This is a genomic window from Microbacterium galbinum, assembly GCF_023101185.1.
GTDB lineage: Bacteria > Actinomycetota > Actinomycetes > Actinomycetales > Microbacteriaceae > Microbacterium > Microbacterium galbinum.
The window spans coordinates 2490528-2504564 of record NZ_CP078077.1 but is presented as its reverse complement, the minus strand read 5'-3'; the positions used below and the strand labels follow the sequence as shown (position 1 = coordinate 2504564).

15 protein-coding genes are annotated in these 14037 nt (G+C 70.7%); 6 read left to right on the top strand and 9 right to left on the bottom strand.

Annotated features, from left to right (window positions below; translation table 11 throughout):
• Positions 1 to 8 precede the first annotated feature (8 nt).
• Positions 9 to 677, bottom strand: coding sequence for an alpha/beta hydrolase family protein (locus tag KV396_RS12135; RefSeq protein WP_247955870.1), 669 nt, complete (start codon positions 675 to 677; stop codon positions 9 to 11).
• The gene (locus tag KV396_RS12130; protein WP_247955869.1) at positions 677 to 1399 is read right to left on the bottom strand and encodes a general stress protein; all 723 of its coding nucleotides are present in this window, start codon (positions 1397 to 1399) and stop codon (positions 677 to 679) included. Before KV396_RS12130 ends, KV396_RS12135 begins: the two co-directional genes overlap by 1 nt.
• 87 nt (positions 1400 to 1486) lie before the next feature.
• Here KV396_RS12130 and KV396_RS12125 point away from each other — a divergent pair, with 87 nt between their 5' ends.
• Genes KV396_RS12125 through KV396_RS12115 form a run of 3 tightly spaced genes read left to right on the top strand, consistent with a single transcriptional unit; the run spans position 1487 to position 4445 of the window.
• The gene (locus tag KV396_RS12125) at positions 1487 to 2758 is read left to right on the top strand and encodes a magnesium transporter MgtE N-terminal domain-containing protein (protein WP_247622941.1); all 1272 of its coding nucleotides are present in this window, start codon (positions 1487 to 1489) and stop codon (positions 2756 to 2758) included.
• Complete coding sequence (locus KV396_RS12120; RefSeq protein ID WP_247622942.1) at positions 2758 to 3327, top strand: DUF1003 domain-containing protein; 570 nt, start codon at positions 2758 to 2760, stop codon at positions 3325 to 3327. Before KV396_RS12125 ends, KV396_RS12120 begins: the two co-directional genes overlap by 1 nt.
• Positions 3324 to 4445, top strand: a complete 1122-nt coding sequence (locus KV396_RS12115; protein ID WP_247955868.1) for an Mrp/NBP35 family ATP-binding protein — start codon at positions 3324 to 3326, stop codon at positions 4443 to 4445. The genes KV396_RS12120 and KV396_RS12115 overlap by 4 nt, the downstream gene beginning before the upstream one ends.
• A gap of 30 nt (positions 4446 to 4475) precedes the next feature.
• On the opposite strand, the gene KV396_RS12110 is transcribed toward KV396_RS12115, so the two are convergent.
• The gene (locus KV396_RS12110) at positions 4476 to 4850 is read right to left on the bottom strand and encodes a Sec-independent protein translocase family protein (protein WP_247955867.1); all 375 of its coding nucleotides are present in this window, start codon (positions 4848 to 4850) and stop codon (positions 4476 to 4478) included.
• Positions 4851 to 4939: 89 nt separating this feature from the next.
• On the opposite strand from KV396_RS12110, the gene KV396_RS12105 reads away from it, so the two are divergent.
• A complete protein-coding gene (locus tag KV396_RS12105) occupies positions 4940 to 5578 on the top strand; it encodes an O-methyltransferase (protein ID WP_247622945.1) in 639 nt (212 codons plus the stop codon).
• A gap of 84 nt (positions 5579 to 5662) precedes the next feature.
• Here KV396_RS12105 and KV396_RS12100 read toward each other — a convergent pair whose 3' ends face one another.
• From KV396_RS12100 to dapE, 3 genes are all read right to left on the bottom strand, one after another.
• Positions 5663 to 5836, bottom strand: coding sequence for a DUF3117 domain-containing protein (locus tag KV396_RS12100; RefSeq protein WP_017203323.1), 174 nt, complete (start codon positions 5834 to 5836; stop codon positions 5663 to 5665).
• A gap of 93 nt (positions 5837 to 5929) precedes the next feature.
• Positions 5930 to 7147, bottom strand: coding sequence for a hypothetical protein (locus tag KV396_RS12095; protein WP_247955866.1), 1218 nt, complete (start codon positions 7145 to 7147; stop codon positions 5930 to 5932).
• The gene (gene dapE / locus KV396_RS12090) at positions 7129 to 8202 is read right to left on the bottom strand and encodes a succinyl-diaminopimelate desuccinylase (protein WP_247955865.1); all 1074 of its coding nucleotides are present in this window, start codon (positions 8200 to 8202) and stop codon (positions 7129 to 7131) included. Before dapE ends, KV396_RS12095 begins: the two co-directional genes overlap by 19 nt.
• Positions 8203 to 8288: 86 nt before the next feature.
• Between dapE and dapD the strand changes: the two genes are divergently transcribed.
• Positions 8289 to 9230 carry a 2,3,4,5-tetrahydropyridine-2,6-dicarboxylate N-succinyltransferase gene (dapD, locus tag KV396_RS12085; protein WP_247955864.1) on the top strand — a complete coding sequence of 314 codons (942 nt, stop codon included), beginning with the start codon at positions 8289 to 8291 and terminating at the stop codon, positions 9228 to 9230.
• 251 nt (positions 9231 to 9481) lie between these two features.
• Complete coding sequence (locus KV396_RS12080; protein WP_247955863.1) at positions 9482 to 10885, top strand: DEAD/DEAH box helicase; 1404 nt, start codon at positions 9482 to 9484, stop codon at positions 10883 to 10885.
• 18 nt (positions 10886 to 10903) lie between these two features.
• Here KV396_RS12080 and KV396_RS12075 read toward each other — a convergent pair whose 3' ends face one another.
• From KV396_RS12075 to dapC, 3 genes are all read right to left on the bottom strand, one after another.
• Positions 10904 to 11395: an SRPBCC family protein gene (locus tag KV396_RS12075; protein WP_247955862.1), complete on the bottom strand. Its 492-nt coding sequence runs from the start codon at positions 11393 to 11395 to the stop codon at positions 10904 to 10906.
• A 10-nt stretch (positions 11396 to 11405) separates the two neighbouring features.
• Positions 11406 to 12701: a citrate synthase gene (locus tag KV396_RS12070; protein WP_247622950.1), complete on the bottom strand. Its 1296-nt coding sequence runs from the start codon at positions 12699 to 12701 to the stop codon at positions 11406 to 11408.
• Positions 12702 to 12918: 217 nt separating this feature from the next.
• Entirely contained in the window at positions 12919 to 14031 is a 1113-nt protein-coding gene (dapC, locus tag KV396_RS12065) for a succinyldiaminopimelate transaminase (protein WP_247622951.1), read from the bottom strand.
• Positions 14032 to 14037 lie beyond the last annotated feature (6 nt).

The window sequence follows — 14037 nt, the reverse complement described above, 5'->3', positions numbered from 1 at the left end:
CTCGGGAGTCAGATCCGGGCGGCGAAGTCCACGAGGAGGGGCGCGAGCCCGGCACCGATATCGGATGCCGGACGCTTGCGCCCCTTCACTTCGAAGCTATGACCTCCGCCATCGATCCAGGCGACGCGCGCATCCCGGCAGGTCTCGACGACCTCCTCGAACTGCGTGAGCGGCTGGATGAACGGGTCGTTCGAGCCCTCGATGAACAGCTGTGGCACGGCGATCGCCGGCAGATGCTCGGCGCGCAGCTTCTCGGGGGCGCCCGGCGGGTGCAACGGATAGCCGAGATAGACGAGAGCGTCGACGTCGAGTCCCTCGGCCACGGCCATCGAGGCCATCCGGCCGCCGTACGACTTGCCGGCCGCGATGATCCGCGCCGTCGGGTCGAGCTCCCGCTCCGCGGCGACGGCGGCGCGCCACGTCGCGATCGCGTGCGCGGCGGGGCCCGGCATCCGTCGCCCCTGCTCCACGTAGGGGAAGTTGAACCGAGCGGTCGAGAACCCGGCCTCCGTCAACGCCGCGGCGAGCCCGGTGAGGAACGGGTGGTCCATTCCGGCGCCCGCACCGTGCGCGATCAGGATCGTCGTACGCCCCTCGCCCGGGGTGCGCTCGACCGAGACCTGCGTGCCACCTGCGGGCAGGGCGACCTCGAACGACGAGCGTCCGGATGCGAGCATCAGGCGGGCTCGGGCGTACCTGCGGCGGGAGCGTCGCCCTCGCCCGGCTTCGCGGACTTGCCCTGCTCCGTTTCGCCGGGCCCGGTGCCCTCGGGCGCGGTCGGCGCATCTGCTCCGGGAGCGACCGGTGCGGCGGGCCGCGGCGGGATCACCGGTTCGCCGGAGGGCACGGGCGCCTGACCCTGACTCCCCGGCGTGATCCGCTCGCCGTAGCGCGGGGGCTCGTCGAGATCGACCGGCGGGCGCACGGGCGCCTGGCGGGCGGTCCCCAGCGCCTGACGAGCCTTCGCCAGCGACGCCGGCAGCACCGTGACCTCGTAGTGGTCGGCCGCCAGCTGCGTCACACTCGCGAAGTCGCGACGGCGGCGGACGATCGCGAAGGTCACGAGGCTGAGGATCATGCCGATCGCCACGCCGATGAGCACGAAGCCCAGGAACAGCTGGATCGGGACCTCGGGGTTGCCGATCACGAGGATCGCCGAGAGGAAGAGGCCGATGAGCACGCCGTTCACCGCGCCGGAACGCGCGGCCGTCGCGTAGCCGAGGCGACCGGTGATGCGCTCGACCGTGCGGACGCCCTGGCCCACGATCGCGATGTCACGGGCGGGGATCTCGGCGGCGATCAGCGTGGACACGGTCTTCTGCGCGGTGGCGTAGTCACGGGTGGACGCCACCATCTCGCCGGTGTCGGTGCTGTTCACGGGACGGTTGAGCATGCTCATCCGCCCATTGTCCCACGCCTCGATGCGCGCGTCCTCGGAGCGTCGATCCGGGGGACGCCCCGGGGCCGCGCGGACTACGCTGGGTGGGTGAGCACACAACGGGTATTCGCCGCGCGCCTGGCCGGTTGCGCCGTCTTCGACCCCGTGGGCGACCGGCTCGGCAAGGTCCGAGACGTCGTCATCGTGTACCGAAGTACCGCGGCCCCCCGCGTGATCGGCCTCGTCGTCGAGATCCCGGGCCGTCGCCACGTCTTCCTGTCGATCGGTCGGGTCACCTCGATCCGCTCCGGTCAGGTCATCAGCACCGGCCTCATCAACGTGCGCCGCTTCTCGCCGCGCGCCGGCGAGGTGCGCGTCCTCGCCGAGATGCTGGGGCGCCGTGTGAGCTTCGCCGACGGCAGCGGCACGGCCGTGATCGAAGACGTCGCCATCGAGCCGAATCGACTCGGCGAGTGGGCCGTCAGCCAGCTGTTCCTCCGGAAGCCGAAGACCAGCGCCTCGCCGTTCGCGAAGGGCTCGACGACCTTCGCCGCCTGGAGCGAGGTCACCGAGGAGCGCGCGCCCGGGGAGTCGCAGTCCGCCGAACAGCTCGTGGCGTCGTACTCCGAGCTGCACGCGGCCGACCTCGCCAACACGCTCCTCGATCTGCCGCAGCAGCGCATGATCGAGGTCGCCGAGGAGCTGTCCGACGACCGCCTCGCCGACGCCATGGAGGAGATGCCCGAGGACGAGCAGGTGCACATCCTCGACCGCCTCGGCGACGAGCGCGCCGCCGACATCCTCGACCAGATGGAACCGGACGACGCGGCCGACCTGCTCGCCCAGCTCCCCCCGAACCGCCTGGAGCACCTCCTCGAGCTCATGGAGCCGGAGGAGGCCGAAGACGTGCGCATGCTGCTGCGCTACGGCCCCGACACCGCCGGCGGGCTCATGACGCCCGAGCCGATCGTGCTCTCGGCCGACGCGACGGTCGCCGAGGCGCTCGCGCTGATCCGCCGCCACGAGCTGCACCCCGCCCTCGCGGCCGCGGTCTTCGTCACCCTTCCCCCGTTCGAGACGCCGACGGGCCGCCTCCTCGGCGTCGTGCACTTCCAACGGATGCTGCGCTACCCGCCGCACGAGCGCCTCGGCGCGATCGTCGACGACAGTCTCGAACCGGTGTCCGCCACGGCCTCCGCGGCCGAGGTCGCCCGTCTGCTGGCCAGCTACGACCTCGTCTCGCTCCCCGTCGTCGATGCCGCGCACCGGCTCGTCGGTGCGATCAGCGTCGACGATGTGCTCGACTACCTGCTGCCCGACGACTGGCGCACGCACGATGTCGATGAGGTGTCGGACGACACGACCACGGAGGTGCGCTGATGGCCCGCTCCCCCCGCCTCGACGCCCCGCTCGGGCGCGGCACGACCCGTCAGCGTCCGACCTCGCGCGACCGCTTCGGACGGTTCACCGAGTGGGTCGCCCGCGCGATGGGCACACCGGCGTTCCTGCTGATCCTCAGCCTGTTCTGCATCCTGTGGATCGTGTGGAACACGATGTCGCCCACGAGCCTGCGGTTCGACGACGCCGCCCTCGGATTCACCGCTCTGACCCTCGTGCTCTCGTTGCAGGCCTCCTACGCCGCGCCGCTGATCCTGCTCGCGCAGAACCGGCAGGACGACCGTGACCGGGTGCAGATCGAGCAGGACCGTCAGCGCGCCGAGCGGAACCTCGCCGACACCGAGTACCTCGCCCGCGAGATCGTCGCGCTGCGCATGGCGCTCGAGGAGCGCAACTCGCACGTCGTCACGCGCGACGTGCTGCGACAGGAGCTCAAGGCGCTGCTCGCCGACCTCGGCGACCACGACGCGGACCCCGAGGCCCCCGCGGCCTCCCCCGCGCCGACCACGGGGCCGGTGGCGACGAGGCCTCCGCGTCGCCCGCGCGCATGACGTCCGCCGATGACGTCCGACGCGCGGTCGCCGCGGTATCCGATCCGGAACTCCGACGTCCGATCGGCGACCTCGACATGGTGCGCGACATCGCCGTGGAGGGCGGCAGCGCCACCGTCGGGATCGTCCTGACGATCGTCGGATGCCCGGCCGCGACGAAGATCGAGTCCGATGTGCGCCGTGCCGCGGCATCCGTTCCCGGCATCGACGCCGTCGAGGTCGAGGTCGGGGTGATGACGCCCGAGGAACGCAAGCGCCTGACCGAGAAGCTGCGCGACGGCAGAGCACCCCGCCAGATGCCCTTCGGCCCGGACTCGCTGACCCGCGTGATCCTCGTCTCCAGCGGCAAGGGCGGCGTCGGCAAGTCGACCGTCACCGCGAATCTCGCCGTCGCCCTCGCCGACCTCGGCCTCGCGGTCGGCCTCGTCGACGCGGATGTGCACGGCTTCTCCATCCCCGGGTTGCTGGGCATCCCCGCGGGCACGCAGCCGACGCGCATCGACGACCTCATGCTGCCGCCGGTCGCGCACGGGGTGAAGACCATATCGATCGGGATGTTCCTGCGCGAAGGCGAGGGCGTGGTCGCCTGGCGCGGCCCGATGCTGCACCGCACCGTGTCGCAGTTCCTCACCGACGTGCACTTCGGCGACCTCGACATCCTGCTGATCGACATGCCGCCGGGCACCGGCGACATCGCCATCTCGATCGGACAACTGCTGCCGCACGCCGAGGTGCTCGTGGTGACGACCCCGCAGGCGGCCGCCGCCGAGGTCGCCATCCGCAGCGGACTCGTCGCCCGCCAGACCGGTCAGCGCGTGATCGGGGTGGTCGAGAACATGGCGGGGCTCACCCTCCCCGACGGGACCGTGGTCGATCTGTTCGGTGCGGGCGGTGGAGCCGCGGTCGCGGAGGCGCTGTCGTCCGACGGAGCCGGCGTCCCCCTGCTGGCCTCGATCCCCCTGAGCCCCGCCTTGCGCGCCGGCGGGGATGCGGGTGCTCCGGTCGTGCTGGATGCCGAAACGGATGCCGCGGCCATGGCCATCCGCACCCTCGCCCGTTCCCTGGCCGGGCGCGGGCGCGGACTCGCCGGTCGCCCGCTGCCGATGTCGCTCGGCTGAGGTCGCGACCGCCGTCGATCGCCGATGCGATCAGGTGGCTTCGAGATCGAAGGGCGGCAGCTCGCCGGGAGTGAACCTCTGCGGCGGCGTGCGCGGCTCGGGCTCCGCGATGGCGGCGGCCGCCGCCATCGGATGCGTCGGAGGGGCCGGCTCCTCGAGGAGGGCGTCCCGGATGATGCGACGGGGATCGTATTGGCGGGGGTCGAGCTTGCGCCAGTCGACGTCGTCGAGCTCAGGGCCCATTTCGTCGCGCACGCGGGTGCGTGTGTCGCGGAGGTACTCCCCGGCGCGGCGCACGACCTTGGCGAAGCCCTCGGCCATGCGCGGAAGGCGTTCGGGGCCCACGATGAGCACCGCGATGAGACCGATCAGCAGAAGCTTCTCGAAGGTCAACCCGAACTGCATCTGTCCAGGCTACCGCCGCGCCTGCGCTCCGCGTGCGCACCGAGCCAATACGCTGGGAGGAGTCACAGCGTGGACGGGAGGATCAGGTCATGAGCGAACACGACGCGAACGCACGTTTCATCCGAGAGTCCCTCACGGAACCGGATGCGATCGCGCGCGCTCGGGCGCACGGCGTCGAGCTCGGAGCGGCGCCGATCAGCATCGCCGTCGGCTCGCAGATCGCCGTGCTCGCCGCCGCGACCGCCGCCCGTTCGATCGTCGAGATCGGCACCGGCGCCGGAGTCTCCGGACTCTGGCTGCTGCGCGGCGCGCCGCAGGCCGTGCTCACCTCGATCGACAACGAGCCCGAGCACCTCGCCGCGGCCCGCCAATCGTTCTCCGACGCGAAGGTCCCGGCCACGCGCGCCCGCTTCATCACGGGCCGCGCCGCCGATGTGCTCCCCCGCATGAACGAGGACGCCTACGACATCGTGCTCGTCGACGCCGATCCCGAGAACGTCATCGACTACGTCGAGCACGGACTGCGCCTCGTCCGCCGCGGCGGTATCGTGCTCGTCCCCCGCGTTCTCGCGGGTGGACGCGTGGCCGACCCCGTGCAGCGCGATGAGATCACGGCGGGCTACCGCTCCCTGATCCAGGAGACCCAGGAGTCGTCGGCCGTGCTCGCGACCGTGTCTCCCGCAGGCGAGGGCCTGCTGCAGTTGATCAGCGTCGCCGAGCGCGACTGACGCTCCCCACGACAGACGAAGGAGGCGGCGGATCCGATGATCCGCCGCCTCCTTCGGTTGATCCGTGAGACGGATCGGGGTGACTCAGGCCGGCGCCACGACGGCTGCCAGCACGTCGTGAAGCTCCTTGGCCTCGGCGTCGTTCACGGAGACGACCAGACGGCCTCCTCCTTCGAGCGGAACGCGCACGATGATGAGTCGTCCTTCTTTCACGGCCTCCATGGGGCCGTCCCCGGTCCTCGGCTTCATCGCTGCCATCGCGGCTTCCTTTCCTCGGTGGTATGGGAAGAGTTTATCGGTGTCGTCGCGACCTGAGCGTCACCTGTGAAGAAATGCATCGATTCTTCATGTTCACGGCACCTGCCAGAACGTGTTCCCGAGCGCGTAGACGAAGGAGATCCACACGCCCTGACCCACGAAGCACAACGCCAGAACGCTCAGCCGCCAGAGCCGCGAGCGCGGCACCGCCACCGCTCCCCAGAGCGGACTGATCGGCAGGAGCAGCCGGAAGGTGCTCGACTGCGGGAAGAACACCGCCAGCAGGTACAGCAGGTAGCTCGCGCTCCAGAGCCGGAGGTCGAGACCGAGCGCTCGAACCTGCGGCGAGCGCAGGAGCGCGAGTCCGGTGGCGACGACGATGACCGCGAGTCCGATCGGGCCCCACCACGCGGGGATACCCCACTGCGCGAACCAGAACTGCGACGCCTGGATCCAGCCCTCGAACGGTACGAACCCGGCCACTCCCCCGCTGATCCAGTGCTGACGCCACGCCAGCTCGGTGGCGAGGTACGCGCCCATGTCGCCCGTGACGAGACCGGCGATCACCTGCCACGAGAAACCGGCGACGGTCGCCAGCGCCGCCGTCGCGACGATGTGCACGATCTCGACGGCGGTCAGCGGTTCGCGGCGACGGTTCATCCAGCGGGCGATGCCGTGGAGGCCGAGCAGCAGCGCGAACGCCAGGATGCCCGGGCGGGTGAACGCCATGATCGGGAGCAGGAGGTACAGCCAGGCGTACCGGCGGCGGATCACCGCGTCCAGTGCCAGGAAGAGCAGGAGCAGGAACAGCGTTTCGGCGTATCCCACCTGGAACATCGCCGCGAGCGGCCCCGCGGCGAAGAACACCACCGCCCACAGCGCCGCGGAGGATCCGATCCGGTCACGCAGCAGCCGATGCAGAGCGAGGCAGGCGAGATAGCCGGCCACGAACGAGAGCAGGAACGCCCCCACTCCCCAGGAACCGAAGAGGAACCCGATCGCCTTCGCCGCGTAGGCGAAGACGGGCATGAACGCCCACTGGTTCTCGACGACGGTGCCCGCGTCGGTCAGCTCGAGCGTCGAGGGGTATCCGCTCTCCGCGACCAGCCAGTACCACTGCGCGTCCCAGCCGAGCACGAAGTCGGCCAGTCCGGCATCCGCTCCGAAGCGCGACAGCGACGTCGAGGCGGATGCCGCGAAGAGGAGGAAGCCCGTCGTGACGAGCCGGGCGATCAGGTAGACGACGGCGATGCGCAGCGGCAGCGGCATCTGCGCCCACCGACGCGCGGCGCTCAGTGCGAGCTGAGCCACGCCCGCAGTCCCCGCTCGACGGCATCGATCTGCGCGACGGGGACGCGCTCCTCGTCGTGGTGGGCGAGGTGGGGATCGCCGGGCCCGTAGTTCACCGCCGGGATGCCGAGCGCAGAGAAACGGGCGACATCGGTCCAGCCGTACTTGGGGCGCGGTTCCGCGCCGACGGCGGCCACGAACTGCTGGGCGATCGGTGCGTCGAGGCCGGGACGTGCACCCTCCGCCGAGTCCGTGACCTCGAGGTCGAAGCCCGCGAGCACACTGCGCAGGTGAGCCTCGGCATCCGCCGCCGACTTGCTCGGAGCGAACCGGTAGTTGATCTCGACCTCGCAGGCATCGGGGATGACGTTGCCCGCGACACCGCCGCTGATGCGCACGGCGCTGAGGCTCTCACGGTACAGAAGACCCTCGACCAGCACCTCGCGCGCCCGGTACTCGCCCAGGCGGGCGAGGATGGGGGCCGCGCGGTGGATGGCGTTCTCGCCGATCCAGGCGCGTGCGCTGTGCGCGCGGACACCGCTCGTGCGCACGACCGCGCGCATGGTGCCGTTGCATCCGCCCTCGACCTCGCCATCGGACGGCTCTCCGAGGATCGCGAAGTCGGCGACGAAGAGATCGGGACGCACGGCGGCGAGCAGACCGAGTCCGTTCTTCGACGCCTCGACCTCCTCGTTGTCGTACCACATCCACGTGATGTCGACGACGGGATCGGTCAGCTCGGCGGCGAGCTTCAGCTGCACCGCGGTGCCCGCCTTCATGTCGACCGTGCCGCGGCCCCAGAGGTACGCCTCGCCGTCGACGTCGATCAGGCGCGTGGGCAGGTTGTCGTTGACGGGGACGGTGTCGATGTGACCGGCGATGGCCACCCGCTGGGCGCGACCGAGGTCGGTACGGGCGACGATCGTGTTGCCGTGCCGGATCACCTCGAGGTGGTCGAGCGGCGCGAGCGCCTGTTCGATCGCGTCGGCCAGGGTCTTCTCGTCTCCGGAGACGCTCGCGATGTCGCAGATCGCGCGCGTGAGGTCGAGAGAGGATGCGGTCAGATCGAGCACCATGCCCCCAGCCTATGACCTCGGCGCGCGGTCATCGGACGCCGGTCACATGGGGCGGGCGTGATCGCGGGAGCCGGTACCGTGGAGGCATGACTGATGCGCGCACCGTGTGGGGAATCGGACTCTCGACCATCGCCGGCGACGGCACGGTTCTCGACGCCTGGTACGCCACCCTCGGCACCGGCGCCCTGCCCTCGGATGCCGCGGCAGATCTCGACGAACTCACCGGTCCCGACGCGCGGCGCAACGTCACCGTCGAGCCGGTGCGGCTCGAGATCGACCTCGATGCCGCTCCGGCCTCGACCGCCGACGCCTACCTGCGTCTGCACGCGCTCTCGCACCTGCTCGTGCGCCCGAACGAGCTGAACCTCGACGGGGTCTTCGGTCACCTCCCGAACGTCGCCTGGACGAACGCCGGCCCCGTGCTCCCCGCCGATGCCGCCCGCCTGCGTCCGCAGCTCCAGCGCGCGGGAATCCAGGTGCAGGGGCTCGACAAGTTCCCCCGCCTGACCGACTACCTCCAGCCGCAGGGCGTGCGCATCGCCGATGCCTCGCGCGTGCGCCTCGGCGCCCACCTCGCACCGGGGACCACCGTGATGCACGAGGGATTCGTCAACTTCAACGCGGGCACCCTCGGGGCCTCGATGGTCGAGGGCCGCATCTCGCAGGGCGTCGTCGTGGGCGACGGCAGCGACATCGGTGGCGGCGCATCGATCATGGGAACCCTCTCGGGCGGGGGCTCGCACCGCGTCTCGATCGGGTCGCGCACGCTCCTGGGCGCGAACGCCGGTATCGGCATCTCGCTGGGCGACGACTGCGTGGTCGAGGCGGGCCTCTACGTCACCGCCGGCACCAAGATCGTGCTCGTCGACGGCCCCGTGACGGCCGAGGGCAACCGCACCAGCGTGAAGGGCGCCGAGCTGTCGGGGCAGAACGGACTGCTGTTCCGCCGCAACTCGATCAGCGGCGCGGTCGAGGCCGTGCGTCGCGCGGGCGTCGGCGTCACGCTCAACGAGGCGCTGCACGCCTGACGCGCGGTCTTCCCCACCTGCGGCCGCCTCGGAGCGGGCGCTGATAGACTGTGGCTGTTGCCCGAGCACGAGCTCGCCAACGTCGTCGTCGTCACGGGGTCTCTGAGGACCGAAGCGAGTCACCCGGCTCCCATCACCAGCGCTCTGCTGGCCTTTCGCACGGCGAACCGATGCGCACGCCCCCTGCGAGCGCCGTCGCCCACCTCAGCCCACTATCGTGCGTGTCTTCTCGCGTACGGACGGAGTCATCCATGCCTACTTTCCTCGAACTCGGCGTTCCCGCCGAACTCGCCGCCGTTCTCGCCGATTCCGGCAAGACCGAAGCCTTCGCGATCCAGCGCGACACCCTCCCCGACTCGCTCGCCGGCCGCGACCTGCTCGGTCGCGGTCGCACCGGCAGCGGCAAGACCATCGCCTTCGCGCTCCCCCTCGTCGCCCGCCTCGCCGCGTCCGGCAAGCAGCGCCGCGCGGGCCTCCCCCGCGGTCTGGTGCTCGCCCCGACCCGCGAGCTCGCGACGCAGATCGCCGCGACGATCTCGCCCCTCGCCGAGGCCGCCGGTCTGCGCGTGACCACCGTCTTCGGCGGCGTCAGCCAGCGCCCGCAGGAGCAGGCGCTCCGCGGCGGCGTCGACATCGTCGTCGCGTGCCCGGGCCGCCTCGAAGACCTCATGAAGCAGCAGATCGTGCGGCTCAGCGCGGTCGAGGTCGCCGTACTCGACGAGGCCGACCACATGGCCGACCTCGGCTTCCTGCCCGGCGTCACGCGCATCCTCACCGCGACGCCGGCCGGCGGACAGCGCCTGCTCTTCAGCGCGACGCTCGACCGCGGCATCGATTCGCTCGCCCGCCGCTTCCTCTCGAACCCCGTCAGCCACGAGGTCGACGAGGAGAGCGTCCCCGTCGGCGAGATGACGCACCGCGTGCTCGTCGTCGATTCCACCGAGAACAAGACGACCCTCGTGCGCGACCTCGCGTCCGGCACCGGTCGCCGCATCCTGTTCACCCGCACCAAGCACCAGGCGAAGAAGCTCGCCAAGCAGCTCACCGCTGCGGGCATCCCCGCCGTCGACCTGCACGGCAACCTCTCGCAGAACGCCCGAGAGCGCAACCTCGGCGCGTTCTCGTCGGACCCCGCCGACGGCGGCGTGCGCGTGCTGGTCGCGACCGACGTCGCGGCCCGTGGCGTGCACGTCGACAACGTCGACCTGGTCGTGCACGTCGACCCGCCCATGGAGCACAAGGCGTACCTGCACCGCTCGGGCCGCACCGCCCGCGCCGGTGCCGCCGGTACCGTCGTCACGGTCGTGCTCCCCGAGCAGCGCCGCGACGTCAAGGACCTGCTGCGCAAGGCCGCGATCGTCGCCCCGCTCGAAGACGTCACCGCCGGCGCCGTGACCGAGCTCGTCCCGGAGCGCGCACCGCACGTGCGTCCCGCCCCGGTGCAGGCTCCGCAGCGTCAGGCTCCGAAGCAGCGCCCCGCCGGTGGCGAGCGCAGCGGCGCGGCGAACCCGCCCGCACGCCGTCGTCGCCCCCGCTCCGGTGGCGGTCAGGGCCAGAGCCAGGGCGGCGGTTTCGCGCGCCAGGGCGGCCAGGGTCGTCAGGGCAGCCAGGGTGGACAGTCCCGCCAGGGCGGCCGCGGTTCGCAGGGACGCTGACCCGCAGCATCCGCACGTCTACGACCCCGGGGTCCCGTTCCGCACGGAACGGATGACCTCGGGGTTCGTGCATCCGGCGACGAACCCTGCGAGGCGCCGCCGGATCTCGAAACCGAGGATCACCGCGCCGACGCGTTCAGCCACCGGCGCGAGCCAGGCCGGGCGGCACGAGAAGTTGTACTTCCACGTCGCGATCGTGCCCGACCCATCGGGTGCGGCCACGAAACGCCAGCCACCGCCCAGCTTCTCGAAGAACCAGGGGCCGGTCTCCATGACCATTCCCACGTTCGTCGGCGGAGCGTACGACGCGTAGCGGCTCACCATCGACAGACCGAACCGCTGGCGCGTGAAGGTGCGCACGCCCTTCGCGGCGCTCTGCGCACCGTCGAGGAAATGCTGCTCACTGATGAACCCGTCCCAGCGCCGGCGAACCGCGCCGGTCGTCTGCGACACCGCGAACGCCGTCGCCGGATCGACCGGAACGAAAGCCTCGGCGCTGACGACGGGCATCGGCGTCGTGTCAGCGGTTCGGGTACGAACGCTCCGGGGACCCGGTGTACAGCTGCTGCGGGCGACCGATCTTGGTCTGCGGGTCGAGCTGCAGCTCGCGCCACTGCGCAAGCCAGCCGGGCAGACGGCCGATGGCGAACAGCACCGTGAACATGCGCGTGGGGAACCCCATCGCCTTGTAGATCACGCCGGTGTAGAAATCGACGTTCGGATACAGACGACGCTCGCGGAAGTAGTCGTCGGCGAGAGCGATCTCCTCGAGCTCCTTCGCGAGGTCGAGCAGCGGGTCGGTGACGCCGAGGGAGGCGAGGACCTCGTCGGCGGCGTCCTTGACGAGCTTGGCGCGCGGGTCGTAGTTCTTGTAGACCCGGTGCCCGAAGCCCATCAGCTTCACGCCCTCTTCCTTGTTCTTCACCCGCTCGACGAAGCGCGAGACGCTCTGACCCGAGTCGCGGATCTGGCCGAGCATCGTGAGAACGGCCTCGTTGGCCCCGCCGTGCAACGGCCCCGAAAGGGCCTGGATGCCGGCGGACACCGACGCGAACTGGTTCGCCCCGGTCGATCCGACCAGTCGCACGGTCGAGGTCGACGCGTTCTGCTCGTGGTCCTCGTGCAGGATCAGCAGGAGCTCGAGCGCCTTCGACATAACCGGGTTGATCTCGTAGGGCTCGGAGTTGACGCCGAAGTTGAGCTTGAGGAAGTTCTCGACGAAGCCGAGCGAGTTGTCGGGGTAGAGGAAGGCCTGACCGACGCTCTTCTTGTGCGCGTAGGCCGCGATCACCGGGAGCTTCGCGAGCATGCGGATCGTGTTGATCTCGACGTGCTCGGGGTTGTGCGGGTCGGTCTGGCCCTCGTAGTAGGTCGAGAGCGCGGCGACGGCCGAGGACAGCACCGACATCGGGTGCGCCGTGTGCGGCAGTGCCGAGAAGAAGTGCTTGAGGTCTTCGTGCAGTAGCGTGTGGCGACGGATCTTCTCGTCGAACTCGGCCAGCTCGGACTCCGACGGGAGCTCGCCGTAGATGAGCAGCCAGGCGACCTCGAGGTAGCTGGTGCGACCGGCGAGCTGCTCGATCGGGTACCCGCGATAGCGCAGGATGCCCTTGTCGCCGTCGATGAAGGTGATGTCGGACTTCGTCGACGCCGTGTTGACGAACCCGTAGTCGAGCCCGGTGTAGCCGGTCTGGCGGGTCAGCGTCGAGAAGTCGATGCTGTTGTGGCCCGCCGTGCCCTGCAGCACGGGGAACTCGGCGGTCGTGTCACCGATCGTCAGCTTCGCCGTGGCCTGCTGGTCTGCCGCTGCACTCACGCGGACCTCCTTGGGGTTTCTGCCCGTAGTCTGTCTCGTCTCGCCCCGAGCAGATCGGTCATCCTTGGAACCTGATCTCATCGGAGCGGGCGATCGCACGGCGCACAGCGCCAGGTCGGGTCACGACCGAATCGCCTTTACAGCCTAGTAGGCCCGCACGCCTACTGTCGCATCCGCCAAACGGATCGGCGCTGGGAGGGGGAAACCTACAGATTCTCTACGAAGCGGCGGCGTGCAGGCGTCGAGCGGCCTCCGCGACGCGCTCCGTCGGCGCCGTCAGCGCGAGACGCACGTGCGAGGCGGCGGCTGCTCCGTAGAACGGACCCGGACCCGCCAGGATGCCGAGATCGGCGAGGCGAGCCATCGACTCCCATGCGTCACGCCCCTCGGTCACCCACAGGTAGAGACCGGCTTCGGAGCCGTCGAGACGGAAGCCGGCGGCCTCCACGGCGGGACGCAGCAGCTCCCGCCGTTCGCGGTAGAGCTCCTTCTGGGCGGCGACGTGCTCGTCGTCGCCGAGCGCCACCGCCATGGCGTGCTGCACGGGTTCGGGCGGCATGAGGCCCAGGTGCTTGCGGGCGGTGAGCAGGTCGGCGACGATGCGCGCGCAGCCGGCGACGAAGGCGGCGCGGTAGCCCGCGAGGTTCGACTGCTTGCTCAGCGAGTAGACGCTGAGCAGGTTGGCCCGCGACCCCCCGGTCACCCGCGGATCGAGGATCGACGGGATCGCCTCGGTCGCCCAGGCACCGTCCCAGCCGAGTTCCGCGTAGCACTCGTCGCTCGCGATGACGGCATCCAGCTCGCGCGCACGGCGCACCGCGGCGGCGAGCTCCGAGACCGTCCAGGTGCGACCGTCGGGGTTGCCCGGAGTGTTGATCCAGATCAGCTTGGTGCCCTCGGGCCAGTCCGCCGGGTCATCGGCGGGAAGCGGCGTCGCTCCGACCACGCGTGCTCCGACGTCGTAGGTCGGGTAGGCGATCTCGGGGTGCACGACGATGTCGCCCTCTCCCAGCCCGAGGAGGGTCGGGAGGAGCGCCACGAACTCCTTCGAGCCGATCGTGGGCAGCACGTTCGCGACGGTGAGGTCATCGACCCCGCGACGACGCGCGTACCAGGAGACGATCGCCTCGCGCAGTGCCGGTGTCCCGACGGTCTGCGGATAGGCGTGCGCGTCCGTCGCCTCGGCGAGAGCGCGCCGGATGATCTCGGGCGTGGGATCGACGGGCGATCCGACGGAGAGGTCGACGAGTCCGCCGGCGTGCGCAGACGCCCGCTCGCGGAAGGGAACGACGGCGTCCCAGGGGTAGTCGGCGAGGTCGCGGACGCTCACGGGCGC